The sequence below is a fragment of the Nocardioides sp. YIM 152588 genome (assembly GCF_040191335.1).
GTDB lineage: Bacteria > Actinomycetota > Actinomycetes > Propionibacteriales > Nocardioidaceae > Nocardioides.
The window spans coordinates 1-26,325 of the sequence record NZ_JBEGDJ010000010.1; the positions used below are offsets into that span (position 1 = coordinate 1).

The 26,325-nt window shown below is 73.5% G+C and carries 22 protein-coding genes; 13 read left to right on the top strand and 9 right to left on the bottom strand.

Annotation, left to right across the window (positions count from 1 at the left end; translation table 11 throughout):
• Positions 1-100: 100 nt before the first annotated feature.
• Positions 101-1,312 carry a TadA family conjugal transfer-associated ATPase gene (locus ABLM29_RS07235; RefSeq protein WP_349713357.1) on the bottom strand — a complete coding sequence of 404 codons (1,212 nt, stop codon included), beginning with the start codon at positions 1,310-1,312 and terminating at the stop codon, positions 101-103.
• Positions 1,309-2,484: a septum site-determining protein Ssd gene (ssd, locus tag ABLM29_RS07240; protein WP_349713359.1), complete on the bottom strand. Its 1,176-nt coding sequence runs from the start codon at positions 2,482-2,484 to the stop codon at positions 1,309-1,311. The genes ABLM29_RS07235 and ssd overlap by 4 nt, the downstream gene beginning before the upstream one ends.
• Before the next feature lie 106 nt (positions 2,485-2,590).
• Here ssd and ABLM29_RS07245 point away from each other — a divergent pair, with 106 nt between their 5' ends.
• Complete coding sequence (locus tag ABLM29_RS07245; RefSeq protein WP_349713360.1) at positions 2,591-3,400, top strand: HAD family hydrolase; 810 nt, start codon at positions 2,591-2,593, stop codon at positions 3,398-3,400.
• Positions 3,401-3,865: 465 nt separating this feature from the next.
• On the opposite strand, the gene ABLM29_RS07250 is transcribed toward ABLM29_RS07245, so the two are convergent.
• The gene (locus ABLM29_RS07250) at positions 3,866-4,594 is read right to left on the bottom strand and encodes a Fic family protein (protein ID WP_349713361.1); all 729 of its coding nucleotides are present in this window, start codon (positions 4,592-4,594) and stop codon (positions 3,866-3,868) included.
• 108 nt (positions 4,595-4,702) lie between these two features.
• On the opposite strand from ABLM29_RS07250, the gene ABLM29_RS07255 reads away from it, so the two are divergent.
• The 8 genes from ABLM29_RS07255 to ABLM29_RS07290 all read left to right on the top strand — a co-directional run bounded on the left by ABLM29_RS07255 (position 4,703) and on the right by ABLM29_RS07290 (position 14,243).
• Positions 4,703-5,683: a class I SAM-dependent methyltransferase gene (locus ABLM29_RS07255; RefSeq protein ID WP_349713363.1), complete on the top strand. Its 981-nt coding sequence runs from the start codon at positions 4,703-4,705 to the stop codon at positions 5,681-5,683.
• Between the two features lie 16 nt (positions 5,684-5,699).
• Positions 5,700-6,833: a sensor histidine kinase gene (locus ABLM29_RS07260; protein WP_349713364.1), complete on the top strand. Its 1,134-nt coding sequence runs from the start codon at positions 5,700-5,702 to the stop codon at positions 6,831-6,833.
• Positions 6,830-7,600, top strand: coding sequence for a LytR/AlgR family response regulator transcription factor (locus ABLM29_RS07265; RefSeq protein WP_349713366.1), 771 nt, complete (start codon positions 6,830-6,832; stop codon positions 7,598-7,600). The genes ABLM29_RS07260 and ABLM29_RS07265 overlap by 4 nt, the downstream gene beginning before the upstream one ends.
• Before the next feature lie 50 nt (positions 7,601-7,650).
• Positions 7,651-8,025 carry a hypothetical protein gene (locus tag ABLM29_RS07270; protein WP_349713367.1) on the top strand — a complete coding sequence of 125 codons (375 nt, stop codon included), beginning with the start codon at positions 7,651-7,653 and terminating at the stop codon, positions 8,023-8,025.
• Entirely contained in the window at positions 8,022-9,536 is a 1,515-nt protein-coding gene (locus tag ABLM29_RS07275; RefSeq protein ID WP_349713368.1) for a sodium/solute symporter, read from the top strand. The genes ABLM29_RS07270 and ABLM29_RS07275 overlap by 4 nt, the downstream gene beginning before the upstream one ends.
• A 427-nt stretch (positions 9,537-9,963) precedes the next feature.
• A complete protein-coding gene (locus ABLM29_RS07280) occupies positions 9,964-11,820 on the top strand; it encodes a multicopper oxidase family protein (RefSeq protein ID WP_349713370.1) in 1,857 nt (618 codons plus the stop codon).
• Positions 11,817-13,100, top strand: a complete 1,284-nt coding sequence (locus tag ABLM29_RS07285) for an oxygenase MpaB family protein (protein WP_349713371.1) — start codon at positions 11,817-11,819, stop codon at positions 13,098-13,100. Before ABLM29_RS07280 ends, ABLM29_RS07285 begins: the two co-directional genes overlap by 4 nt.
• Before the next feature lie 27 nt (positions 13,101-13,127).
• Positions 13,128-14,243 (top strand): lipocalin-like domain-containing protein, encoded by a 1,116-nt coding sequence (locus tag ABLM29_RS07290; protein WP_349713373.1) that lies wholly within the window; start codon positions 13,128-13,130, stop codon positions 14,241-14,243.
• Between the two features lie 134 nt (positions 14,244-14,377).
• Here the strand turns inward: ABLM29_RS07290 and ABLM29_RS07295 are convergent, their stop codons facing one another.
• From ABLM29_RS07295 to ABLM29_RS07305, 3 genes are all read right to left on the bottom strand, one after another.
• On the bottom strand, positions 14,378-15,526 hold the full coding sequence (locus ABLM29_RS07295; protein WP_349713374.1) for a zinc-binding dehydrogenase: 1,149 nt from the start codon (positions 15,524-15,526) through the stop codon (positions 14,378-14,380).
• A 200-nt stretch (positions 15,527-15,726) separates the two neighbouring features.
• Complete coding sequence (locus ABLM29_RS07300; protein WP_349713375.1) at positions 15,727-17,550, bottom strand: phosphoenolpyruvate carboxykinase (GTP); 1,824 nt, start codon at positions 17,548-17,550, stop codon at positions 15,727-15,729.
• 391 nt (positions 17,551-17,941) lie between these two features.
• Positions 17,942-19,387 (bottom strand): gamma-aminobutyraldehyde dehydrogenase, encoded by a 1,446-nt coding sequence (locus tag ABLM29_RS07305; RefSeq protein WP_349713376.1) that lies wholly within the window; start codon positions 19,385-19,387, stop codon positions 17,942-17,944.
• 142 nt (positions 19,388-19,529) lie between these two features.
• On the opposite strand from ABLM29_RS07305, the gene ABLM29_RS07310 reads away from it, so the two are divergent.
• The gene (locus tag ABLM29_RS07310) at positions 19,530-20,900 is read left to right on the top strand and encodes an aspartate aminotransferase family protein (RefSeq protein WP_349713377.1); all 1,371 of its coding nucleotides are present in this window, start codon (positions 19,530-19,532) and stop codon (positions 20,898-20,900) included.
• A 339-nt stretch (positions 20,901-21,239) separates the two neighbouring features.
• Here ABLM29_RS07310 and ABLM29_RS07315 read toward each other — a convergent pair whose 3' ends face one another.
• Positions 21,240-21,896 carry an SDR family oxidoreductase gene (locus tag ABLM29_RS07315; protein ID WP_349713378.1) on the bottom strand — a complete coding sequence of 219 codons (657 nt, stop codon included), beginning with the start codon at positions 21,894-21,896 and terminating at the stop codon, positions 21,240-21,242.
• Positions 21,897-21,956: 60 nt separating this feature from the next.
• Between ABLM29_RS07315 and ABLM29_RS07320 the strand changes: the two genes are divergently transcribed.
• The 3 genes from ABLM29_RS07320 to ABLM29_RS07330 all read left to right on the top strand — a co-directional run bounded on the left by ABLM29_RS07320 (position 21,957) and on the right by ABLM29_RS07330 (position 24,374).
• Positions 21,957-22,958 carry a patatin-like phospholipase family protein gene (locus tag ABLM29_RS07320; RefSeq protein ID WP_349713379.1) on the top strand — a complete coding sequence of 334 codons (1,002 nt, stop codon included), beginning with the start codon at positions 21,957-21,959 and terminating at the stop codon, positions 22,956-22,958.
• A 400-nt stretch (positions 22,959-23,358) separates the two neighbouring features.
• The gene (locus tag ABLM29_RS07325; RefSeq protein ID WP_349713380.1) at positions 23,359-23,697 is read left to right on the top strand and encodes an Rdx family protein; all 339 of its coding nucleotides are present in this window, start codon (positions 23,359-23,361) and stop codon (positions 23,695-23,697) included.
• Between the two features lie 131 nt (positions 23,698-23,828).
• Positions 23,829-24,374 (top strand): gamma carbonic anhydrase family protein, encoded by a 546-nt coding sequence (locus ABLM29_RS07330; protein ID WP_349713381.1) that lies wholly within the window; start codon positions 23,829-23,831, stop codon positions 24,372-24,374.
• Positions 24,375-24,386: 12 nt separating this feature from the next.
• Here the strand turns inward: ABLM29_RS07330 and ABLM29_RS07335 are convergent, their stop codons facing one another.
• Positions 24,387-24,803, bottom strand: a complete 417-nt coding sequence (locus ABLM29_RS07335) for a VOC family protein (protein WP_349713382.1) — start codon at positions 24,801-24,803, stop codon at positions 24,387-24,389.
• A gap of 73 nt (positions 24,804-24,876) precedes the next feature.
• Positions 24,877-26,103, bottom strand: a complete 1,227-nt coding sequence (locus ABLM29_RS07340) for an NADH:flavin oxidoreductase (protein WP_349713383.1) — start codon at positions 26,101-26,103, stop codon at positions 24,877-24,879.
• Between the last annotated feature and the right edge of the window lie 222 nt (positions 26,104-26,325).

Below are 26,325 nucleotides of genomic sequence, written 5' to 3' on the forward strand. Positions count from 1 at the left end.
GCGGCCGGCGCGACCCGGAGCCGCGGGGCCGGCGCCACCAACAGTCCGGCGGCGCCGGCGGCGGCCAGTACCGCGACCACGGCGAGCACCGCGGGCGCCCTCACCCCGCGCTCCCGGTGCCGCCAGGACTTCCGCCCACGCCGTCCGGCCCGCCGTCGAGCAGGCGCAGCAGCTCGTCGGCGCCGGGCCCGGCCGCGGAGGTCCCGTCCGGTGCGAACCGGACCGCAGTGACCGCCCGCGCCCACCCGTCCCGGTCGCGGCGCAGCAGCGCGACCTCCGCCAGCCGACGGCGCCCGGACCGGTCGCGCTCCAGGTGCAGCACCACCCGGACGGCCGCGGCGAGCTGGCTGTGCACGGCCGCGCGGTCCAGCCCGCCGCTCATCGCCAGGGCCTCCACGCGCGCCGGCACGTCCGCGGCGGAGTTGGCGTGCAGCGTGCCGCAGCCACCCTCGTGTCCGGTGTTCAGTGCGGCCAGCAGGTCGACCACCGAGGCGTCGCGGACCTCCCCCACCACGAGCCGGTCCGGCCGCATCCGCAGCGCCTGCCGCACGAGGTCCCGCAGCCCGACGGCGCCGGCCCCCTCCAGGTTCGGCGGCCGGGCCTCCAGCCCCACGACGCCCGGGTGCGCGGGACGCAGCTCTGCGGCGTCCTCGACCACCACGATCCGCTCGCCGGCGGGGATCCCGGCGAGCAGCGCGGCCAGCAGCGTGGTCTTGCCCGATCCGGTGCCGCCGCTGACCAGGAACGCGAGCCGGCGGGCGACCACGGCGCCCACCAGGTCCAGGCCGGCCGCGGTGAGCGCGCCGCGCCCGGCGAGCTCGGCCAGCGTGAAGCCGCCGCGACGCGGCACCCGCAGCGAGAGGGCGGTGCCGGGGCTGGCCAGCGGCGCCAGCACGGCGTGGCACCGGGTGCCGTCGGGCAGCCGTACGTCGGCCCAGGGGGCGGCGTCGTCGAGGCGGCGCCCGCCGGCGGCGACCAGGCGCTGCGCGAGCCGTCGTACCGCCTCCTCGTCGCGGAGCCGCACGTCGGTCTCCTCCAGCCCGCGCCCGCGGTCGACCAGCACGGGTCCGGGCCCGTTGACCAGCACGTCGGTGACGCCCGGCAGGCGCAGCAGCGGCTCCAGGGGCCCCGCCCCCAGCACGTCGCGGCGCAGCGCCTCGTACACGGCCAGCACCGTGGTGTCGCCGACGGGGCGTCCGGCGGCGCGCAGGGCGTCCGCGACCCGGTGGGGCGAGATCGGGCCCGGGGCGTCGGAGAGCCGGCGCCGCACCGCCTCGACGAGGTCGGTCGGCGCCTCTGCCGTGGCGCTCACCCGTGCACCGCCTCGAGGACGGTCGCCGCCGCGCGGGCGAGCGGGCCGCGGGCGTGGCGCAGCGGACCGAGGCCGAGGTCGAGGGCCTCGGCGAGGCCGGGCTGGTCGCGCATCTGGGCCAGCACCGGCAGCTTCACGACGCGGGCCACGTCGCGGGCCGGCAATTCCTCGCCGCGGACCACCAGCCGGGCGCCGGGGTGGTCGGCGAACCGGGCGCGCAGTCGCGCGGTGGAGGCGACCCCGGGCACGGTCGCCGGGGCCAGCAGCACCAGCAGGTCGCAGCGAGCGGCGACCTCGTCGATGAGGGGCCCGGCGGCGCGCGGCAGGTCGACGACCACGGTCCGGTGGCCGCGGCGGGCGGCGGAGAGCGCCTCGCGGACCGCGAACGCCTGGAGGCTCTGCGGCTCGGCGCCCGCGTACCAGGAGAGCACGCCGAGCCGGTCGCGCCGGGGCAGCGCCTCGCGCAGCGCGCGGGCCGAGAGGCGGCCGGTGGTGTGGCACAGGGCGTCCCAGCGGAAGCCCTCGCTGCGCTCGAGTCCGAGGATCCGGTCCAGCCCGGGGCCCTGCGGGTCGCAGTCGATGATGGCGGTCTCGCCCGGTCCGGTCCCGGCGGCGCCGGGCCGCTCGGCGGCGTACCGGGCCGCGTACTGCCCCAGCGCGCACGCCAGCGTGGTGGCGCCGGCGCCGCCCGCCCCGCCGATCACGCCGACCACCCGGCCGCGGCTGCGGTGGCCCTCGGTCAGGTCGGTCAGCAGCTCCACCAGCCAGCCCGCCGAGACCGGCAGCTCGACGACCTGGCGCGCGCCGATCGCGAGCGCGTGCCGGAACGCCTGGTCGGGCACCCGCGCGCGGCCGACGACGTGGACCTCGGGGCGCCCGTCGGGCGCGATCCGGGCGAGGTCGCCGGCGAGGTCGGTGCCGACCAGTACGACGGGGGCGCGCGTCCACAGGGCGAGGGCGTCCTCGACCGCGCGCACCACGGTCGGGGCGACGTCGGCCGCGGCCGCCAGCGGCAGCAGCTCGGCCAGCAGGCTGTCGTCGGCGGTGATCAGGAGCGGCGCGGTCGGGTCGAGCACCGCCGTCGCGTCGGTGGCGGGACCGGGCCGGAGGCGGGCGGCGGCGGTGGGGCGGGCACGGGTGTCGAGGTCGAGGTCCATGGGGATGTTCTCCACCCCGAACGACGGTTTCGGGCCGCGGTGGTCGAGACCTGTGGAGGACCTTTGGCCCGACTCTCGGCTGTGAGCGGGAACCGGCCCACCGCGTGGCTACCATGGCGGCATGCCTCCGGCGGCGGACCGTTCGGCCGCGTTCTTCGACCTCGACAAGACGATCATCGCCAAGTCGAGCGTGCTCGCCTTCAGCAAGCCCTTCCAGGCGGGCGGCCTGATCTCGCGGCGCGCCGTGCTGCGCTCGGCGTACGCGCAGTTCGTCTTCATGGTGGGTGGCGCCGACCACGACCAGGTCGAGCGGATGCGCCAGTTCATGTCGAGCCTGTGCGCCGGCTGGGACGTGGCGACGGTGCGCGAGATCGTCGCCGAGACGCTGCACAACGTCGTCGACCCGATCGTGTACGACGAGGCGGTCGAGCTGATCGCCGAGCACCGCGCCGCGGGGCGCGACGTCGTCATCGTCTCCACCTCCGGCAGCGAGGTCGTCGAGCCGATCGGCGCCCTCCTGGGCGCCAACGAGGTCGTCGCCACCCGGCTGGAGATCGAGGACGGGCGCTACACCGGCGGGATCGAGTACTACGCGTTCGCCGAGGAGAAGGCGACCGCGATCCGCGCGCTGGCGGAGCGGCGCGGGTACGACCTCGAGGCCAGCTACGGCTACAGCGACTCGGTGACCGACGTACCGATGCTCGAGGCCGTCGGGCACCCGCACGCGGTCAACCCGGACAAGGAGCTCCGCAAGGTCGCCGAGGGCAACGAGTGGCCGGTGCTCGACTTCAACAAGCCGGTCGCGCTGCGCAGTCGGGTGCCGCTCCCGCCGCCCAAGCCGACCCTGGCCGCGCTCGCGGTGGGCGGGGTGTTCGCGGTCGGCGCGGCCGTCTGGGCAGGCGTGCGCCGCAACCGCTCACTCGGCGCCTGACCTGCGCAAACGCGAGAAACGGGGGCCGTCGTGACGGCCGCCCGCAACCACTAAGACTCCGCTGCGGCGGCCGAAAAGACAAGTCTTGAAGGTGGCGGCCGGTCGGCGTAGAAAGGACGGGGAGAACTACAGAACAACACGCGGACACCGGTACCCACGCGGCGATCCACCCTTCTGAATTGGGCGCTGACCTTGCGGGAACCTCCCCGGGTAGCAATTGATGATGCACGCCTGGTAGCCGGCCGCTCCGCGTGTAGCGGTGGCATCCGAGCGGCACACGATCCTCGGGTGCCACCTGCATGTCCGGGTGGTTGCGCGGCGCCGGGCGGCTCGGTCGTGTACCTCACACGCCTCAGCCGTCCCACTTGACAGGGAGTTCAGTCGCTTGACGGCCATTGCAACGCCTGTCAAGCGCGGGAATCACCGGTCGACCGGTGATTCCGCCCCCTCACCGATTCCGCACCCTCACTCAGCCGCCCGCCGCAACGGACTCGCCTCGGCAGCCGCACTGAACGCCTCGGCGGCGTACAGCAGCCAGGCGTGCCGGCCCGCCTGCGACCCGCTCGCCCAGCCCCGCAGGTTCGACTCGTACTCGGCCCGCAGCGCCAGGTGGCCCGCCTCGGGGACCACCAGCGACTTCTCGTCGACCCCGCGGGCCGCCAGCAGCAGCCGCTCGGCGGCGCGGGCGACGATGCCGTTGTGGGAGCCGAAGGGCGCGGACGTGGCCAGGTCGGCGTGGACGATCGCGGCCACGGCCAGCGCGGGGGCGTCGGTGCGGGCGGTGACCAGGGCCGCCAGCGCCCGCAGCGTGGTCGCCGCCTCGGCGTCGCGGGGTCGGCCCAGCAGGTCGGCGGGCAGCGAGCCCTGGGCGGCCACCGCGTGCAGCCGGGCCAGCGCCTGGAGCGGCTGGGTGCGGATCACCGGCATCAGGGCGAGCAGCTCGGTGGAGACGCGGACCGCGTCGCGCGCGATCTCGTCCGCGGTCCCGTCCCGGACCTCGGCCAGCGAGGAGGCCGACCCCTCCAGCACCGCCGAGGCGTGGGCGCCGCGCAGCAGCGACTCCGCCGTCGTCTCCGGGGAGGTACGCCGCAGGCCCCGGTCGCGCAGCACCACGTCGATGCCGTCGCGGGCCGAGGCGAAGGCCGAGGGGACCCCCTCGAGCGAGAGCAGCCAGGCCAACGGGTCCGCGTTCACGGCCCCGACCCTACGACCGGGCCGCCGAGGGCACGAACGCGGACCGCGCGAACACGGCCCGCGCGCTACCCGGCAACCGCCCGGGGAGCGACTACGGTGGTTCCTACGATGTCCGACGCACCGCACGAGCCCGCCCCGCACGCCGACGCTGCCGACGCCCCCGACCCGGCCCGGTCCTTCGGTGGGGTCGTGGATGCCTACGAGCGGGCGCGCCCGGGCTACCCGGTGGACGCGGTGCGGTGGCTGACCGGCGACGAGCCGCTGACGATCCTCGAGCTCGGCGCCGGCACCGGCAAGCTCACCCAGGCGCTGGTCGACCTCGGCCACGACGTGCACGCCACCGACCCGGACCCGGCGATGCTGGACCGGCTGGCCCGCAGCGTCTCGGTGACCCGGCTCTCGCAGACCTCGGCGGAGGAGATCCCGGCCGCGGACGCCACCTACGACCTGGTGATCGCGGCGCAGGCCTACCACTGGTTCGACAAGGAGAAGGCCCTCCCGGAGATCGCCCGGGTGCTCAAGCGCGGCGGCCAGCTGGCGCTGGTCTGGAACGTCCGCGACGAGCGGATCCCGTGGGTGAAGCGCCTCGGCCGGCTGATCGGCCGCCAGGACGTCACCGGCTCCGGCCCCGACCAGGCGCTGGAGGACTCGCCGTACTTCGGCCCCGTCGAGGAGGCGACCTTCAAGCACTGGCAGGTCGTGGACCGGGTCAGCATCCAGGACCTGGTCCTCTCCCGCTCCAACGTCGCCGTGCTGCCCGCCGCGGAGCGGGACGCGCTGGTCGCCGAGGTGGTCGCGTTCTACGACGACTTCGGCCGGGGCATGGACGGGATGCAGCTGCCGTACCTGACCCGGTGCTACCGCGCCGTCGTCGGCATCCGGCCGCGGACGGCGAAGCCGGAGCCGGAGCTGACGCAGCCCCTCACGGGCCCCGCGGCCGAGCACGACGAGGGGTACGACGAGCGCGACGCGACCGCGGAGCGGTCCGCGGTCGAGGACACCGGGAGCCACGCGGCCACGCAGATCCCGGGGATCACCGAGCCGCCCACGGACGACGACTCCGGCATGCTCCTGATCGACTTCCGCTGAGCGCGGGCGGACGCCGGTGCGGTTCTGGGGTCGCAGGCGCGGCCACCTCGGCTCGGAGGCCGAACGCGCCGCGTTCCGGGCGCTGCACCAGGCCTCGCTCGCCTCGCCGGCGCTGCGCGCGGGGCTGACCGTCGACAGCGCGGAGCGCTCGATCAAGCACCTGCGCGCCCTGCTCGGTACGCCGGCGCTGGCCCTGACCGACACCGCCGGCGTTCTGGCGTGGGACGGCCAGGGCGCCTCGCGCCACAGCGCGCACGCCGCGGCGGCCGCGGTGACCGCCGCCGAGCGCGGCACCACCCGCACGCTGGACCGGACGCAGGTCGGCTGCGACCAGCCGGGCTGCCCGCTGCGCGCGGCGGTGGTCAGCCCGCTCGTGGTCGAGGACCGGGTGCTGGGCACCGTCCAGGCGTTCGCGCCGAGCACGTCGGCGGGCCTGCTGCGCGCCACCGAGGAGGTGGCGCAGTGGGTCTCGGGCCAGCTGGAGCTGGCCGAGCTCGACGCGCACCGGAACCGGATGATCGAGGCCGAGGTGCGCGCGCTGCGGGCGCAGATCAGCCCCCACTTCATCTACAACTCCCTCGGCGCGATCGCCAGCTTCGTGCGCACCGACCCGGACCGGGCCCGGGACCTGCTGCTGGAGTTCGCCGACTTCACCCGCTACTCCTTCCGCCGGCACGGCGAGTACACGACGCTGGCCGAGGAGCTGCGGTCGATCGAGCGCTACCTGCTGCTCGAGCAGGCCCGGTTCGGCGACCGCCTCGAGGTCACCCTCAACATCGCGCCGGAGGTGCTCACCGTGGTGGTGCCGTTCCTCTGCATCCAGCCGCTGGTGGAGAACGCCGTCCGGCACGGCCTGGAGCGCGCCGAGGGGGTGGGCCACCTGCGGATCGTGGCCCACGACCGCGGCCCGGAGGCGGTGCTGGAGGTGGAGGACGACGGCGCCGGCGAGGACCCGGAGAAGGTACGACGCGCGCTGGCCGGCGACGCCACGCTGGACTCGGTCGGGCTGGGCAACGTGGACGCTCGGCTGCGGGCGACCTTCGGTGACGAGTACGGTCTGGTCGTCGAGACGGCGCCGGGCGCCGGCACCAAGGTGATCGTGCGGGTGCCGAAGTTCGCGCCCGGGGTCAGCGTGGGAGGTGCGCGGTGAGCGAGCCGAGCCTGAGCACGTCGGCCGTGGGCGCGGGCGGCCCGCGTCTGCGGGTCCTGGTCGTCGACGACGAGCGCCCCGCGCTGGACGAGCTGACCTACCTGCTGGAGAACGACCCGCGGGTGGCCGCGGTGGCCGGCTTCGGCTCGGCCACCGAGGGCCTGCGCTACCTGCGCGAGAGCGAGGTGGACTGCGTCTTCCTCGACATCCAGATGCCGGGGCTGTCGGGCCTGGAGCTGGCCGAGGTGCTGGGCCGGTTCAAGCAGCCGCCGCCGGTGGTCTTCGTGACCGCCCACGAGCAGCACGCGGTGGAGGCGTTCGACCTGCACGCGATCGACTACGTGCTCAAGCCGGTGCGTCCCGAGCGGCTGGCCGAGGCGGTCCGCCGGGTGCTGTCGGGCCGGGAGCGGCGACCCGCGCCGGAGGACACCCAGATCGCGGTGGAGCGGGGCGGGGTGACCCGGTTCGTGGAGCGCGGCGACATCACCCACGTCGAGGCGCAGGGCGACTACGCACGGCTGCACACCCGCGCCGGCGAGAGCCACCTGGTCCGCGTGCCCCTCTCCACGCTGGAGGAGGAGTGGGCGGCCGCCGGGTTCCTGCGGATCCACCGCTCGCTGCTGGTGGCGCTCGCGCACGTGGACGAGGTCCGCCAGGAGGCGGGCCGGTGCACGGTGCTGGTCGCCGGCGCCGAGCTGCCGGTGAGCCGGCGCCACACCCGCGCGCTGCGCGACGTCCTGGTCCGCCGGGCTGCGGGCGGGGCGTGAGCGAGGACCGCGCGCGGACACCCCCGCGGACCCCACCGGCACGGGTTCGCGTGACGGGGCCGCCCCGGCACGTCGTGGCACGCCCCCGCACGCGGCTGGGCGAGGTCCACGACCAGACGCCGCTGGGCGACCTCTACCTGCGCTCGCTGCTGCGGGAGCAGTTCGGCCTCGCCGCCCGCACGCTCGCGGCCGTCGCGCTGGCGCTGGGCACCCTGCCGCTGCTGTTCCTGCTGGCGCCCGACCTCGCCGAGCGGGAGATCGCCGGGATCGGGCTCGCCTGGATCCTGCTCGGCGGCGTCGCCTACCCGTTCCTGCTCCTGCTCGGCTGGCGGTACGTGCGCCGGGTGGAGCGCAACGAGCGGGTCTTCGTCGACCTGGTGCTCTCGGGGCGCGGCGAGCGCCAGGACCCGGAGGACGAGGGGTGAGCGGCGCCCAGGTGTCGGCCCTGGCGGTCGTCCTGGTCTCCCTGGTGACGCTCGGGATCGGCACCTGGGGGCTCCGCTTCTCCCGCACCACCAGCGACTTCTTCGTCGCCTCCCGGACGGTGCGCCCCCGGCTCAACGCCTCCGCGATCGGCGGGGAGTACCTCTCGGCCGCCTCGTTCCTCGGCATCGCCGGGCTGCTGCTGGTCGGCGGCGCGGAGATGCTCTGGTACCCGGTCGGCTGGACCGCCGGCTACCTGGTGCTGCTGGTCCTGGTCGCGGCACCGCTGCGCCGCTCCGGCGCCTACACGCTGCCCGACTTCGCCGAGGTCCGCCTCGGCTCCCGCGGCGTCCGAGCGGCGTGCTCGCTGCTGGTGGTCGCGGTCGGCTGGCTCTACCTGCTGCCGCAGTTCGAGGGCGCCGGCCTCACCCTGGCCGCCGCGATCGGCGCGCCCCAGTGGGTGGGGCCGCTGGTGGTCGGCGCGGTGGTGCTGGCCAACGTCTCCTCCGGCGGGATGCGGTCGATCACCTTCGTCCAGGCCTTCCAGTACTGGCTGAAGCTGACCGCGATCCTGCTCCCCGCGGTGGTGCTGGTGATCGTCTGGTGGGGCGACGGCCACCCGAGCCCGGGCACGGCGGTCCCCGGCGGCTGGTCGTCGCCGGTCGCCGACGGCGGCGGGATCGGCCTCTACACGACGTACTCCCTCATCATGGCCCTGTTCCTCGGCACGATGGGGCTGCCGCACGTGGTGGTCCGCTTCTACACCAACCCCGACGGCCGCGCGGCCCGGCGGACCACGGTCGTGGTGCTCGCGCTGCTCGGCCTCTTCTACCTCTGGCCCCCGGTGTACGCCGGCCTGGGTCGCGTCTACGGCGACCGGCTCGTGGCGGAGGGCCGGTCGAACGTCCTGGTGCTGGAGCTGCCGCGGGTGATGATGGACGGCCTGCCGGGCGAGCTGCTGACCGCGCTGGTCACCGCGGGCGCGTTCGCCGCGTTCCTGTCCACCTCCTCGGGGCTCGCGATCGCGGTGTCGGGAGTGATCACCCAGGACGTCACCGGTCGCCTGGTCGGCGAGCGGCGGCGCGGCGGGGTGACGGCGTTCCGGCTGGCCGCGGTGGTGGCGGTCGCGGTGCCGCTGCTGGCGGCGCTGGCGCTGGAGAACGTCGGCATCGCCCGGTCGGTCGGGCTGGCCTTCGCGGTGGCGGCCTCGACGTTCTGCCCGCTGCTGGTGCTCGGCATCTGGTGGCGCGGCCTGACCACCCCCGGCGCGCTGGCCGGGTTGGCGGCGGGCGGCGCGGGCGCGGGCGGGGCGGCGGTGCTCGCGATCGCCGGCGTCGAGGGCAGCGGGTGGAGCGGCGCGCTCCTGGACCAGCCGGCGGCGTGGAGCGTGCCGCTGGCCTTCGCGACGATGGCGGTGGTCTCCCGGCTGACGGCGGACCGGGCGCCGGCGCACGCGCGCCGCTTCCTGGTCCGGCTGCACACCCCGGAGTCGCTGGAGCTCGACCTCTCCTGAGCCGCCGGTGGTCGAGGTGCGAGGCGCCCGGTGGTCGAGGTGCGATGCGCCCGGTGGTCGAGGTGCGAGGCGCCCGGTGGTCGAGGTGCGATGCGCCCGGTGGTCGAGGTGCGAGGCGCCCGGTGGTCGAGGTGCGAGGCGCCCGGTGGTCGAGGTGCGAGGCGCCCGGTGGTCGAGGTGCGAGGCGCCCGGTGGTTGAGGTGCGAGCGAAGCGAGCCTCGAAACCACCACCGCTGTCAGAGCTGGTGGTTTCGAGGCTCGGCGCTGGGGCGCCTCGCACCTCAACCACCGAGGTCAAACTGACAGGATGCCCTGTCAGAATGTGAGACCCCGGGCGGAAACCAAGCAACTGCTCGGCCGACGTGACTACGCTCACGCGGGACCAGCGCCGCTCATGGGGGCGGCGCGGGCTCTGTGAGGGGACGACATGGGGGTCTTCACCAGACGGGCCGCGCTGGCGGCCGGCGGCGCCGTGGGCGCCGCGTGGATGCTGAACGCGGCCGACGCCGCGCCCGCGCGCGGCCGGATCCGGTCGCCGCTGCTCTACTACTCTCCCGAGGCGGAGCCGTTCCGCGACCGGATGCCGGTGCCGCCGCTGATCGACAGCACCGACGTCACGCTGGCCGCGCGCACCACCAGCCACCGGTTCCACGCCGACTGGGACGAGTCGCCGGCGTTCGGCTACGGCGACCAGACCTACCTCGGTCCCACGCTCGTCAGCCACCGTGGCCAGCCGTGGCGGCTGCGGACCCGGAACCGGCTCGGGGAGCACCCGTTCGCCGCCGACGTCGACCACTCCCTGCACGGGGTGAGCGCCGACTTCGGCACCCGGCCGCGCACCACCACGCACCTGCACGGCGGGGTCACCCCGCCGCGCCACGACGGCCACCCGCTGGACTTCGCGGCGCCCGGGGAGGACCTCGCCTACCGGTACCCGACCCGGCAGGAGGCGACCCACCTCTGGTACCACGACCACTCCCTCGGCACCACGCGCCTCAACGTGTACGCCGGCCTGGCGGGGATGAACCTGGTCCGCGACCGCTTCGACACCGGCCGCGCCGACAACCCGCTCGGGCTGCCGGCCGGCGACTTCGAGATCCCGCTGATCCTGCAGGAGAAGACCTTCAGGGACGGCGGCGTGCAGAGCATGCGCTCCACGCCCGTGGTCCCCGAGGGCTCGTGGGAGGGCGGCGCCGTCGGCGACGTGGGGCTGGTCAACGGGAAGGTCTGGCCCGAGCTGCCGGTGGCCCGCGGCCTCTACCGGTTCCGCGTCATCAACGCCGCCTCGCTCAGCGTCTGGCGGCTCTTCTTCTCCGACTCGATGCGGTTCTGGGTGATCGGGAACGACGGCGGGCTGCTGGACGCACCGGTCCGGACCCGCAGCCTCACGCTGGGCCCGGCCGAGCGGGTGGACCTGCTCGTCGACTTCTCCGCGCTGGCCCCGGGCGAGACCGTCGAGCTGCGCAACGACCTGGCGCCGCCGCTCCAGGCGCAGGCCATCGGGTCGGTGGCGATGCCGCTGTTCTGCCGGTTCCGGGCCACCGCCGGCCGCGGCTTCCGCGGTCCGGTGCCCACCCGGCTGCGCGGGGGCGCCGGCCTCCCGCGGCGGCTGCCCCGCGTGGAGCGCCCCCGCCGTACCCGCACCCTGACGATCATCCAGGACGTCGAGGCGCGGCTGCCTCCCGCGCTGATGAGCCTCAACAACCTGGGCTTCACGACCTCGGACGTCGAGAAGCCGGTGGAGGGCTCCACCGAGGTCTGGGACCTGGTCAACGTCACCCTGGACCCGCACAACATCCACCTGCACCTGATCCACTTCCGGGTGCTCGAGCGCCAGCCGCTCGACCTCTCCCGCTACCTGACCGCGCACCCCAAGCCGCCGAACGGCACGCGCTGGACGCCCCGGGCCGGGCGGTTCACCGACGGGCCGGCGGTGCCGCGGGCGGCGTGGGAGTCCGGGCCCAAGGACACCGTCCGCGCCGACGGCCTGTCGATCACCCGGATCCTGGTGCGCTGGCCGACCGCCGAGGAGCTCGGTTTCCAGCCGGACCGCCCCTACCTCCCCCAGACCCCGACCGCCCGGGCGGAGCTCGCCGCCGCGATGACCGGCGAGACGACCGGCGAGACGGATGGCGGGCACGGCGACGGTGCCGCGCACGCGATGGAGCCCGGCGGCGCCGCCACCCGCGGCGGCAAGGTCCGCGGGTACCTGTGGCACTGCCACATGATCGATCACGAGGACCACGACATGATGCTGCCGCTGCGGGTGGTGCGCCCGCGATGACCGCCACCGAACCCCTGACCGCGGTGCCCGGCGGCCCCGCCGCCGGTGCCTGCCCGACCCGGTTCAAGTACTGGGAGCGCAAGGACCTGCCCCACTGGCAGCGCCGCCGCCGCGCCTTCCGGCGGCTGACCGGCCACGACCTGTTCCCCACCGACGAGCAGGCCCGGATGCTGTGCGAGGACCAGTTCGCCGGCGACCCCGTCGCGGAGCGGTTCGTCGCCGACGTCTTCTTCGGCGAGATCGGCCACCGCCGCGGCCGGCAGCTGCTCGACCGGGCGCTGGACCACGGCGTCGACGCCGTGCCCGAGGCGCCGGAGTCGATGCGGGCGCTCTTCGCCGAGCTGGAGACCGTGCCGGACTGGGTCGACCGCGACCTGGTCGAGGCGGGCGCCGCGGTCTGGCGCCGCTGGGGCACGATGCTGTTCAGCGTCGCCGGCGCGATCACGCTGGAGATCTACACCGAGGGCGCCGTCGCGATGCCGCTCTCGCTGGCCGGCGGGTACGCCGGGGACAACGCGCTGCGGCGCTTCCTGGAGACCTCGAAGTTCTGGATCGACGTCTCCGAGCCGGGCCAGCTGTTCGAGCCCCGGTCGCAGGCGCGCAAGACCGCGATGCAGGTGCGGGTCATGCACGTGGCGGTCCGCAAGCGGGTCGGCGACCACCCCGAGTGGGACCACGACGCGTGGGGGCTGCCGATCAGCCAGACCTACGAGCAGATGACGCAGATCGGCGGCGCGGTGGCGCCCGCGCTGATGCTCTGGCTGGCCGGCGTGCAGACGACGCCCAAGGAGATGCGGGCGCTGATCCACTTCAACCGCTACATGGGCCACCTGCTCGGGGTGAAGCCGCGGTGGGCGCCGACCACGATCGTCGAGCAGCTCCAGGTGCTGGCGATGAGCACCGCCGCGCGCAGCTACGACTCCGGCCCGGCCGGCAAGGAGCTGATCGAGTCCTTCCCGGCGGCGTTCGCGCCGCGGGAGGGCCAGCGCGGGCTGAAGCGCCTGCGGGCGGCGTACAACCACCGGATCTACTCCGCCTACTGCGCGCTGTGGATGGCGCCGTCGACCCGGCGCCTGTACGACATGCCGCCGGCGTTCCCGTGGATCCTCATCATCGCCGCCCGCTGGCCGCTGATGACCGCCGTCGAGCTGGTCCGCCGCGTCCCCGGCCTCGGCGGCGTGCACGCCGCGGCGATGGATCGGCACCGGCGCGGCTGGCACGCCGCTCAGATGGACGGCCGCGAGGCCGAATTCGACGCCAGCAGCGCACTGCGGCGCTGACCACTCCCTCCGCTCCCGAGGAGACCCATGAGCATCGAGATCGTCGACGGCTGGAACGGCCCCGGCGCCAAGGACGGCAAGGCCACGCTGGTCCGCCCCGCGGACAACGCGCTGCACCCGTCCGAGGACCGCTGGGCGTTCGAGCACTGGTACTTCGACGCCCGCCTGGAGTCCGGCCACACCGTGGTCGCCTTCCTGCAGAAGCGCCGGCCCGAGGAGCCGCCGGGCAGCAGGCCCGTGGTGGAGGTCGTGGTCTACTTCCCCGACGGCACCCGCCGGCAGGTGATCCGGCACTACCCGCACATGGCGTTCGAGGCCGCCACCGACCGGTGCCGGGCCCGGGTCGCGCACAACACCGCCGAGCTGGTCTCGCCGGCGGCGGACGTCGACCGGCCGGGCGCGCTGCCGGTGCACCGGCTGCGGGTGAACGAGGGCGGCGTCGAGCTGGACCTCACGTTCACCGCGACCGTGCCGTCGTGGATGCCCGGCCAGGGCTGGACCCGGTACGGCGATCGCGACTTCTTCGGCTGGGTGGTCCCCGCGCCGCGGGCCACCGTCACCGGGGCGGTGACGATCGACGGCTGGCGGGTCGAGGCCCGCGGCACCGGCTACCACGACCACAACTGGGGCGTCGGCAACATGCCCCGGATCATCGAGCGGTGGCACTGGGGCCGCCTCTACACCGACGACCTCTCCCTGATCTACGCGACCGTGCGCACCCAGCGCCGGTTCGACCACCACGAGTCCCGCCCGCTGATGCTCGCCGTCGGCGACCGGGTCGTGCTCAGCACCGGCGAGGTCGCCCTGACCGAGGGACCGACGGCGTACGACGCCGACGCCCGCCGCGAGTACCCGACCTGGCTGCGGCTGGAGAGCGAGGCCAGCGGGGACGGCGTCACCGACGCGCGGGTCGACCTGCGCCTCGACGTACGGGAGGTGATCCACGGGCACGACCTGCTCGACGACGTCCCCGTCGTGGGGACGCGGGTCGGCGGCGCGCTGCTGAAGCCCCTGATCCACCGGCTGGTCGGACACCCCGGCTACTTCCGGTTCCTCTCGGACTTCGAGCTGCGGGTGACCATGAACGGGACGACCAGGGTGGAGACCGGCTCGACGTTGCACGAGCTGGTGGCGCTGGCGTGAGGACGTCGGAATCACCGGTCGACCGGTGATTCGGTCGCTTGACAGGCATTGCAACGCCCGTCAAGCGACCGAAGTGCCTGTCCGCTGTGACGCACGGGGCGGACGAGACCGGCGCGGCTTCGCCCCCGACCCACTCAGACGCGCGGGTCGACCAGGATCTTCGCGTGCCGCTCGGGGTCGGCGAGGTCGGCGAACGCCCCGGCCACGCCGTCGAGCCCGACGGTGCCGGTGACGAACGGGGAGACGTCGACCTTGCCCGAGGCGATCCAGCGCAGCGTCTGGTGGAACTCGCTGGGGTCGTAGGCGAAGGCGAACCGCAGCTCGATCTCCTTGTTGATCGCTATCGACGGGCGGAAGCTGTCCGCGCCCATGCAGACGCCGACCACGACCACGCGGCTGAGCAGCGGGGTCGAGGAGATGATGTGCTCGATCACGCCGGGCATCCCCACGCACTCGAAGACCACCGGGCCGCGCGGCGAGGCGCCGGCCTTCTCCGCCGCCCGGATCACGTGCCACCAGGGCAGCAGCGGGACCCGGCGCAGCTTCTCCAGCGCCTCCAGCCCGGTCTCCATCAGGGCGGCCGGGTCGGTCAGGTAGCGCGACTCCGCGAAGCCCGACCACGGTGACTCGGTGGCCGGGTCGACCACCACGTCCGCCCCGCACCGCTCGGCCAGCGCGCGGCGGCCCGGCGAGTAGTCGCTGGCGACGACGTGCCGCACGCCGCTGGCCTTGAGCATCGCGATCACCGCCAGCCCGATCGGCCCGCAGCCGATCACCACCGCGGTGTCCCGCGCCCCGACCTCGCCCTTCCGTACGGCGTGCAGCGCCACCGCCAGCGGCTCGGTCAGCGCCGCGGCGTCGGCGTCGAGCCCGTCCGGCACCGGCATCGTCATCGCCTCGGTGACCAGCACCCGCTCGGCGTACCCGCCGGGCGCCTTCTCGCTGAGCCCGGTGAGCTGGACGCCGTCCGACGCGGTCGCCAGCACCGGCAGCGAGACGACGCGGGCGCCGACCGGCCACGGCCTGCGCGAGCCGGGACCGTAGTCCAGCACGGTGCCGACGAACTCGTGCCCCATCACGACCCGCTGGTCGGAGCGCATGAAGTCGTCGTACCCGAGCTCGGCGACGTCCGCGGCGGTCTCGTCGCAGGAGGTGCGGGCGTGCAGGTCTGAGCCGCAGATGCCGCAGCGCTCGACCTCGACCAGGACCTGGCCCCGCTCCGGACCCCGGTCCGGGACGTCCTCGACGGTGAGCTCGGCCCGGTGACACACGACGGCGCGCATGCCTCGGACTCTAGGCATGCCGAGCCGGCAGGAACTGACGAACCGAGTGCCGAGTCGGCAGAAAGTTTCTGCCGACTCGCGCGAAAACGGCCGAGCCGGCAGGAGCTCCGTGGAGCAACTGCCGGCTCGGCCGTGCGCAAGTGCCGGTTCGACGGGGCCTGAGCCCCTGTTCGGTGGGGCCTGAGCCCCGGTTCGGCGGATCAGGCCTTGTTGAGGTCGTCCTCGACGCGGCGGTGGGCCTCCCAGATCGCCTCGGGCAGGCCGTCGAACTGGGCCAGGTGCTTCTCGCGGTGACCCATCTCCTGCTGCCAGCGCTCGACGTCGATGGTGAGCACCGTGTCGAGGTCGGCCAGGGCCTGCTCGTCCAGGCCCTCGAGGTTGAGCTCCTCGCGGGCCGGGATGACGCCGACGGGGGTCTCCACGCCGGTGACCTCGCCGTTCTTGTACTGCATCAGCCAGACCAGCGGGCGCAGGTTCTCGCGGTAGCCAGGCCACAGGAAGCGGCCGTCGTCGCCGCGCTGGAACCAGTTGACGTGGGCGAAGATCGGCTTGGTCGTGGCCCGGCCGATCACCTCCAGCCAGTGGGCGGCGTAGTCGGCCTCGGAGTAGGACATGAACGGCCGCATCGACATGGGGTCGTAACGGAGCACGCCCTCGAGGCCGTCGGCGGCCGCGGTCGCCTCCGCACCCAGGGTGAGGCCGTCGTACACGCCCTCGGCGACGTCGTTGATCGCGCGCACCAGCGGCTCGCGGTCGCGGGTGCGGCCACCGAAGATGATGCCGTGGATCTCGACGCCGGCCGGGTCCTCGAAGTCGTCGGCGACGTTCGGGACGTTGGCCAGGGTGGTGGTGAACCGGCTGTTCGGGTGGGCCCAGGGGGCGTCCACCTCGTCGCCGGTCCGGTCGGCGATGACGTCGCCCTTCCAGTCGGTCCAGCCGTCGAGGTCGGTCGGCTTGTCGCCGCGACCCTCCCACCAGACATCCTGGGTCTTGGTGTTGTAGGCGACGTTGGTGAAGATCGCGCCGGTGCCCGGGACGATCGAGTCGATCGCGGTCGGGTTGGTCTTCTCGTTGGTGTCCTTGGCGACACCGAAGACGCCGTACTCCGGGTTCATCCCGTAGAGCTTGCCGTCCTCGCCGACCCACAGCCACGCGATGTCGTCGCCGTAGAACTCGACGTAGTACCGGTCGCCGAGCGCGTCGGGGGCCAGCGTCATCGCGAGGTTGGTCTTGCCCGAGGCGCTCGGGAAGCCGCCGCAGATGTTGTACTTCGCGCCGGTCTCCTTGTCGGTGATGCCGAGCAGCATGAACTGCTCCACCAGGAAGCCGTTCTTCCAGCCGTCGTAGGCACCCTGGCGCAGACCGTGGGCGATCTTGCCGAGTAGCGCGTTGCCGCCGTAGGAGGAGCCGAAGTGCAGGATCGTGCGCTCGTCGGCGACGGTCACGAAGTAGCGCTTGTCGTCCGGGGTGCCCTGGCCGAGGTTCTCCAGGTCGCCGGTGACGTGCACGGCGCGGACGAACGAGTCGCCCAGGTCGTTGATGAACTCCACGCCGACCCGCGCCATGCGGATCATCTGGAGCACGACGTTGCGGTTGTCGGTCAGCTCGACACCGGCCGCGAACTTCTCCATCGGCGAGCCCTGCGGCGCCATCAGGTAGGGGATCACGTACATCGTCTTGCCCTCGGAGGCGCCGGTCATCAGCTCGACGAGCTTCGGCTTCATCTCCGCGGCGGGCTTCCAGTTGTTGTAGATGCCCTTGTCCGCCTCGTCGCTGGTCGCGACGATCGTGCGCTCCTCAGCGCGCGCCGTGTCCTTGTAGAAGGACCGCGAGTAGTAGCGACCCTCACCGGCCGGCAGCAGCTCGCCGTCGTCCAGGGCCTCCGCGATGAGGCGAGCGTCGTCGGCGGCCGATACGACCTCGACCCGCGCCGCTCCGGTCACCCCCGCCCAGTGCGCCACGTATTCCCGGACACTGGGGTTCGTCAGCCCCGACTCGTCCAGAACCCGCTCCAGATCCACCATGCCTGTCAGCCTTTCGATCAGTTCGGAGGTGGGGGCAAACTACCTCACGCCGGAGGTGTCGGCCGCCCGCGCCAGCACTCACGTCTGCACGTCGGACGCCGTCGTCCAGGGGGTTCACCATGGCACCCCCCGCGCGGCGTTGGCACATCCCCAGGGAACCGAAATGGGCCTATGTGACCCATGCCACAGTTGGATCGATCAAGTGCTCGGGAGTTCGGTTTTCGAGGTGCAAAACCCCCGTTCCCAAGGCACCGAACTCCCAGGTCAGAGGCCGTCCCACTCTCCGGACGCACGACCGCCCGGGGCCAGAACGGCCCCGGGCGGTCGGTGAGGGAAATGACTGCGAACAGTCGACGAACGGTCGGCGAACCGGCGTCCGCCGGCCCTCGGATCACTCCCCGATGTAGCTCATCACGTGCTTGATCCGGGTGTAGTCCTCCATGCCGTAGAGGGAGAGGTCCTTGCCGTAGCCGGAGTGCTTGAAGCCGCCGTGCGGCATCTCCGCGACGATCGGGATGTGGGTGTTGATCCACACCGCACCGAAGTTCAGGCGCTTGGACATCCGCATCGCCCGGCCGTGGTCCTTGGTCCACACGCTGGACGAGAGGCCGTACTTGACGTCGTTGGCCCAGCGCAGCGCCTCGGCCTCGTCGGAGAACCGCTGCACGGTGATCACCGGACCGAAGATCTCGTCCTGCACGTGCTCGTCGTCCTGGCGCAGGCCGGAGAGCACGGTCGGCTCGTAGAAGAAGCCGCCCTCGCCGCCGGCGACGACCGGCTTGGCGCCACCGGCCTCGACCCGCGCGTGGTCCGGCAGCCGGTCCACGAAGCCGGCCACCCGGGCCAGCTGGTCGGGGTTGTTGAGCGGGCCGTAGAGGACGTCCTCGTCGGCGGGCATGCCGGTGGAGACCTTGCGGGCCTCCTCCGCGAGCGCGGCCACGAAGTCGTCGTACACGCCCGGACCGGCGAGCACCCGGGTCGCGGCGGTGCAGTCCTGCCCGGCGTTGAAGTAGCCGGCGCCCGCGATGCCCTCGGCGGCCGCGGCGATGTCGGCGTCGTCGAAGACGATCACCGGCGCCTTGCCGCCGAGCTCGAGGTGGACCCGCTTGAGGTCGGGGGCCGCCGACGCGGCGACCTGGCTGCCGGCGCGCACCGAGCCGGTGATGGCGACCATCTGCGGCGTCGGGTGCTCGACCACGGCGCGGCCGGTGCCCCGGTCGCCGGTGACCACGTTGAGCACGCCCGGCGGCAGGAACTCCTGGCAGAGCTCGGCGAGCATCACCGAGGTCGCCGGGGTGGTGTCGCTCGGCTTGAGCACGATCGTGTTGCCGGCCGCGAGCGCCGGCGCGATCTTCCAGACCATCATCATCAGCGGGTAGTTCCAGGGGGTCACCTGGCCCACCACGCCCACCGGCTCGCGCCGGATCATCGACGTGTGGTCCTTCATGTACTCCCCGGCGGAGCGACCCTCGAGGACCCGGGCGGCGCCGGCGAAGAAGCGGATCTGGTCGATCGCGGGCGGCAGCTCGTCGGTGGTGGTGAAGCCGAGCGGCTTGCCGGTGTCGCGGGACTCGGCGACGACGAAGTCGGCCGCGCGCTCCTCGAGCTTGTCGGCGATCTTGAGCAACGCGAGCTGGCGCTCGGCCGGGGTCGTCTCGCCCCAGGTCTCGAACGCGGTCGAGGCGGCGGCGTACGCGCGCTCGACGTCCTCGGCGCCCGACATCTGCGCCCGGGCGTACACCTCCCCGGTGGAGGGGTCGAGGACGTCGTAGGTCTCGCCGCCGGCCGCGTCGACCAGCTCGCCGTTGATGACATTGCGGAAGGTTTGGTCAGACACAGCACGACACTAGCCCCCGTGCGATGGATTTGGGCGGGTTCATCGGCCTGTTACGTACTGATTCCGCACCAGAAACGTCCATCAGCGACTGATTTAGTCGATTGGGCTTGCTCTTGGTCGCCCGATCCCGCACCATGGGCGCATGTACGACGACGCCCGGCTGCAGCAGGCCGCCAAGGACCACCTGTGGATGCACTTCACCCGGCACGGCCAGTACGGCGCCGGGGCCGACGTACCGATCATGGTGCGCGGCGAGGGCGTCTACCTCTACGACAACCAGGGCCGGCGCTACCTCGACGCGCTCGCCGGCCTCTTCGTCTCCCAGCTCGGCCACGGCCGCACCGAGCTCGCCGAGACCGCCGCCAAGCAGGCCGAGCAGCTGGCCTTCATGCCGCTGTGGTCCTACGCCCACCCCTCGGCGATCGAGCTCGCCGACAAGGTGGCGTCCTACGCGCCGGGCGACCTGAACCGGGTCTTCTTCACCTCCGGCGGCGGCGAGGCCGTCGAGACCGCCTGGAAGCTGGCCAAGAACTACTTCAAGCTCGTCGGCAAGCCGATGAAGCACAAGGTGATCAGCCGGGCCATCGCCTACCACGGCACCACCCAGGGCGCGCTCTCCATCACCGGCCTGCCGGGCCTCAAGCAGCAGTTCGAGCCGCTCGTCCCCTCGACCTTCCGGGCCCCGAACACCAACATCTACCGCGCGCCGCTGTTCGGCGACGACCCGGTCGCCTTCGGCCGCTGGGCCGCCGACCAGATCGAGGTCGCGATCCTCAACGAGGGCGCCGACACCGTCGCCGCGGTCTTCCTCGAGCCGGTCCAGAACGCCGGCGGCTGCTTCCCGCCCCCGCCCGGCTACTTCGAGCGGGTCCGCGAGATCTGCGACCGCCACGACGTGCTGCTCGTCTCCGACGAGGTGATCTGCGCGTTCGGCCGCCTCGGCACGATGTTCGGCGCCGAGAAGTTCGGCTACCAGCCCGACATCATCACCTGCGCCAAGGGCATCACGTCGGGCTACGCCCCGCTCGGCGCGATGATCGCCTCCGACAAGCTGATGGAGCCGTTCCTCCAGGGCTCCAACATGTTCGCCCACGGCTACACGTTCGGCGGCCACCCGGTCTCCACCGCGGTCGGCCTGCGCAACCTCGAGCTCTTCGAGGAGGAGGGCGTGCTGGAGCACGTGCAGACCAACGCGCCGGCCTTCCGCGCCACGCTGGAGCGGCTGCTGGACCTGCCGATCGTCGGCGACGTCCGCGGCGAGGGCTTCTTCTACGGCATCGAGCTGGTCAAGGACAAGGCGACCAAGGAGAGCTTCAGCGACGAGGAGTGCGAGCGGATCCTCTACGGCTTCGTCTCCAAGGAGCTGTACAACGCCGGCCTCTACTGCCGCGCCGACGACCGCGGCGACCCGGTCATCCAGCTCTCCCCGCCGCTGGTCTCCACCCAGGAGCACTTCGACGAGATGGAGCAGATCCTGCGCGCCGTGCTGGAGAAGGCGTCCGCGCTGCTCTGACGGCCCCGCAGCAGTCACCCGGAGCGCCCCCGCGAGACCGTCGCGGGGGCGCTTCGGCGTTCCCGGGCCAGTCGCCGCGCGGTCCCGGAAAAAATCTTCGAGAGAATTCCCCGATTCTGATGACATGTCACCTGGCGCGTGGCAAAGTTCTTCTCAGCCGCCGCAGGTGACCCGAGACGCCTGCGGCGGCTCTTAGTTTTTTCGGAAGATTCTCCGGCCGTCGCCCCGTGACGCAGGATGAGTCTCCGGACACGGGTCGTGTGCCTGAGAGCCCTCCATGCGGGGGTGTGGGGCACACGACCGCCGGCCGTGCAGGCTCGCGCGGGCTCGCGCGGGGTCTCAGCCCGCGTAGTCGACGGCCGACTGCCAGGACTCCTCGTCCTGGTGCGCGGCGCCCCAGATCGCCTCGGCCACCCGGTCGGGCGTGAAGGGCCCCTCCGTGGCGAGCGCGCCCCGCACCGTCACCGAGACCGCCCGGATCCCCTCCGGCTTCAGGGTCCGGTCGAGGCTGCCCACCAGGTTGCGCAGGCCCGCCTTCTGGACGCCGAGGGAGGCGGCACGGTGCCACGGCTTGTCCGCGGCCATGCTGCCGGTCGCCGTCACCCGGCCGCCGGGCTGGAGGAACGGCCGCGCCGCCTGCACGGCCGTCAGCAGCGCGCCGACGCCGAGCGCCACGTCCTCGAGCAGCCCGGCGACGGTCAGCTCCAGCGGGTCCGCCTCGCGGAACGCGCTCGGGTTGAAGTGGACGACGTCGATCCGCCCCAGGCGCTGGCCGATCCGGGTGATCGCGCTCCGGGTCGCGGCCTCGTCGGTGATGTCGACCGCCGCCTGCACCGACGTCGCGCCGGTCTCCTCGACCTCGGCGGCCAGCGCCTGCAGCGGGTCGGGGTCCAGCCCGACCAGGCCGACGTCGTACCCCTCACGGGCGAAGCGGAGGGCGACGGAGCGGCTGACGCCGGGGCCGGCGCCCACGACGAGGATCACAGGACGGGTCACGGACCCAGATTAGGTCCCCGCTCCGCCTCCACCACGCGCCGCCGCCTGGATAATGGGGCCATGGCTCGGGTCGCGCTCGTCCTCGGCTCCGGCGGCGCCCGCGGCTACGCGCACCTGGGGGCGGTCGCGGAGCTCCGCGAGCGCGGGCACGAGGTGGTCGCCGTCTCCGGTACGTCGATGGGCGCCGTCGTCGGCGCGCTGATCGCGGCGGGCGTCGAGGAGCGGTTCGCCGAGTGGGCCCGCTCCCTCACCGGCCCCCGCGTGCTGCGGCTCGTCGACCCCACCCGCTCCCCCGGCGGCGCGGTCGGCGCCGACCGGGTGATGGGCGAGCTGGAGGAGCTGGTCGGCGACATCGACATCGAGGACCTGCCGATCCCGTTCACCGCCGTCGCCACCGACCTGCTGGCCCGGCGCGAGGTGTGGTTCCAGCGGGGACCGCTGATCCCCGCGATCCGGGCCTCGGTCGCGATCCCCGGGCTTTTCACGCCGTCCGTCATCGGCGGGCGGCTGCTCGTCGACGGCGGCCTGCTCAACCCGCTGCCGCTGGAGCCGACCGCGGCCGTGGCCGCGGACTTCACCCTCGCGGTCTCCCTGCAGGGCCCGCGCGCACCCGGCGAGCCCCTGGCGCCCGCCCGCAACTTCTCCGTCCGGCGCGCCGAGTGGGCCTCCGAGCTGCGGCGCCGTTTCCGGCGGGGCGACGGCGCCGACGACGGAGTGCCGGGCGACGGCGTCCAGGGCGACGGCGAGGCCGGCGACGGGTCGCGCCCCGGCGGCCCCCTCGCGGAGGCGGTCGAGGCCGCGGAGCTCACCGACGGCACCGGCGTACCGGCCGAGGTCGCCGCGCCGCGGCCCGGGGACGTGCGGACGGGCGAGGTGGTCGCGCTCTCCTTCGACGCGATGCAGAGCCTGATCGCGCGCTACCGGCTCGCCGCGCTACCGCCGGACGTGCTGGTCACGGTGCCGATCAGCGCGGCGCGCACCCTGGAGTTCCACCGGGCCGGCGAGCTGATCGACCTCGGACGCAGCCTCACCGCGGCCGCGCTGGACGACGCCGGCCGCTGAGCCTGCCGCGCCGCGTCACATGGATTCTGGTCACTCCTGACGCCCAGACCCGACCAGGTTCCATGTGACGCGGGGCGCTCAGAGTTGCGTCAGTGGGTGACGAGGCTCCGCGAGGCCGGCTGGCAGTCGCAGGTGTCGGAGCAGGCCAGGTAGGTGTGCATGGCGTGGCCACACACCGGGCACGGGCGGTCGTGGGAGAGGTGGCTTCCGGGAAGTTCGTCCACGGTGTCGTACATGGTGGTCCCTCGAACAGGAGAAGAGCGCCGGGTGTGCGCTGCCTCTACAGAATCGGCCGCCGGGACCCCCGAATTGAGCAGAATCGCCGGGGGTGATCAGAACGTGACAACCGCGGCCCCGCCGACCGGCCGCGCCGGGCGCCCGCGAGTGCGATGCTGCGGGCATGAGCGAGGCCACCCCGACCGCACCGGGCACCGGCCCGGTGGTGACGATCCGCTACTGCGTCGACTGCAAGTGGCTGCTGCGCGCGCAGTGGTACGCCGGCGAGCTGCTGCAGACCTTCTCCGCCGAGCTCGGCGGGGTGCTGCTCGTGCCCGCGCACGGCGCGATGTTCCGGATCGACGTCGACGCGCCCGCCGGCGACGACGCCGCGATCGGCGCGACGACGGTGTGGAACCGCAAGACCGACGGCGGGTTCCCCGAGATCGCCGACCTCAAGCGGCGGGTGCGCGACCTGGTCGCGCCGGGGCGGGCGCTGGGGCACGTCGACGCCAAGGGCTGACCCCGGTCGGTGGGGCGGCGGCCGGGTCGTGTGCCCGAGCCCCCTCCCCCGGTGGGTCTCAGGCACACGACCCACCACCGGCGCCTGAGCAGATGGGTCCGGAGCCTCGGCCGGCGCGCTAGCGTGCCCGGGTGTTCTGCTTCGAGTTCGAGGGCAAGCGGCCCCAGGTCCACCCGGAGGCGTTCGTCGCCCCGACCGCCACGCTGATCGGCGACGTGCGGGTCGAGCGCGGCGCCAGCGTCTGGTACGGCGCCGTGCTGCGCGCCGACATCTGCACGATCCTGGTCCGCGAGGGCGCGAACGTGCAGGACAACTCGGTGATCCACGGCGCCCCGGACGCGGTCGTCGAGATCGGGCCCGGCGCCACCGTCGCGCACCTGTGCGTCGTGCACGGGTCGACGCTGGGCGCCCAGGCGCTGCTCGGCAACTCCTCCACGATCCTGGACGACGCGCGCCTCGGCTCGGGGTCGATGGTCGCCGCGGGCTCGCTGGTCAGCCCCGGCACCGACCTGCCGGACGGCGTGCTCGCCGCCGGCACGCCCGCCCAGGTCAAGCGGCCGATCGAGGGCACCGGGGCACAGTTCTGGGTGGAGGCGAACCCGCCGTACTACGCCGAGCTGGCCCAGCGGCACCGCGCCGGCGTCGGCCCGGTGGAGCCGGACGAGCCCGGCGCCTGAGGGCGGCCGCCCTCACCCCTGGGGGCTGGCGATGTTGACCATCCAGCTGATGCCGAACCGGTCGACGAGCTGGCCGTAGACGTCGCCCCACACCTGCTTCTCCAGGGGCATGGTGACCTTCGCGCCGTCGGCGAGCCCGTCCCAGTAGCCGCGCAGCTCGGCCTCGTCGTCGCCCGAGAGGCTGACGGTGATCTGCGAGCCGGCGTCGAACTCGGTCATGCCGGGAGGGGCGTCGGCGGCCATCAGGGTGAAGCCCGCGGGCGTCTCCAGGCGGGCGTGCATGACCAGCTCGGCGAACGGGGCGTCGGCGTTGCCGAACTCGGCGAACGTGTGCACCTCCAGCTCGCCGCCGAGCACCTCGCGGTAGAACTCCATCGCGGGGCGGGCGGTGTCGCGGAAGCTGAGGTAGGGGTTGAGCTGGGAGGCCATCGCGGGCTCCTTCGGTCGGGGTCGGGGTCGATCCGGCCACGCTAGGACCGGCCACCGACACCCTCGGCCGCGCTCAGCCGACGTAGCTCTCCGGCTTTCCCCAGCCCTGGGTGCGGGTGGTGCTCCGGTCCACCAGGACACACCGGGTGCCGGTGAAGTTGGTCGGCATGCACTTGTTGCAGTGGATGCACAGCGACGGCGTCGCCGGCTCGTCGGCGATCCGGTTCACCAGGTCGGGCTCGCGCAGCAGCGCGCGACCCATCGCGACGTACTCGAAGCCCTCGCGCATCGCCAGGTCCATCGAGGCGCGGTCGGTGATGCCGCCGAGCAGGATCATCGGCATCCGCACCGCTGCGCGGATCTGGCGGGCGTCCTCGAGGAGGAAGGCGTCGCGGTACGGGTACTCGCGGATGAACCGCTTCCCGACCAGCTTCACCCCGGTCTTGATCGGCTGGGGCATCACAGCGGCGAACTCGTCGATCGGGGCGTCGCCCTTGAACAGGTACATCGGGTTGAGCAGCGACGAGCCGGCGGTCATCTCCAGGGCGTCGGCGGTGCCGTCCGCCTCGATCCACTGCGCCACCGGGATCGCCTCGTCGAGCCAGAAGCCGCCGGGGACGCCGTCGTCCATGTTCATCTTCACGACGATCGCGATCCGGTCGCCGACCGCGTCCCGGACGGCGCGCAGCGTGTCGCGCGCGAACCGGGCCCGGTTGGCCAGGCTGCCGCCGTACTCGTCCGTGCGCTTGTTGATCTTCGGGCTGAGGAACGAGCTGATCAGGTAGTTGTGCCCGAGGTGCACCTCGATCGCGTCGAAGCCGGTGTCGATCGCGCGGCGCGCGGCCTCGGCGTGGGCCTCGGCGACCCGGGCGATGCCGGCGTGGTCGATCTCCTGGGCGACGCTCATCGACTGCTTGTTGCGGTACCGGCTCGGCGACAGCGCCGGCGCCTTGTTGCCGCGCGGTTCGGCGACCGGGCCGCCGTGGCCGATCTGGGCCGAGATCGCCGCGCCCTCGGCGTGCACGGCCTCGGTCAGCGCCCGCATCCCCGGGAGCGACTCGTCGGTCCAGTGGAGCTGGTGCCGGTCGGTACGGCCCTCGCGGGAGACGGCGCAGTAGGCGACCGTGGTCATCCCCACCCCGCCCTTGGCGTAGCCGACGTGGAAGTCGACGAGGTCCTGGGTGACCCGCGCGCGGTGGCTCAGGCCCTCGTACGTCGCCGCCTTGATCACGCGGTTGCGCAGCGTCACGGGGCCGAGCCGGACCGGGCTCAGGGGGTCGGGGGCTGGGGAGGTCGTCACCCTGGCAACGTAGGAGCGCGGATCCGGTCGAGGATGGTCGCCTCCCGGTCAGCGGAAGCCGCCGGCGGCCCGACGCGTGGAGGGCTCCCCGCCCCGCCTCCCGGTGAGTGGGACGCGGGCGATGCCGAGCAGGCACTTCCACCCACTGTGACGGCGAACACATAGGCATCGGTGGTCAGGACTCGGCCGGCTCGGTGCCCTCACCCGCACCGTGGAGGAAGC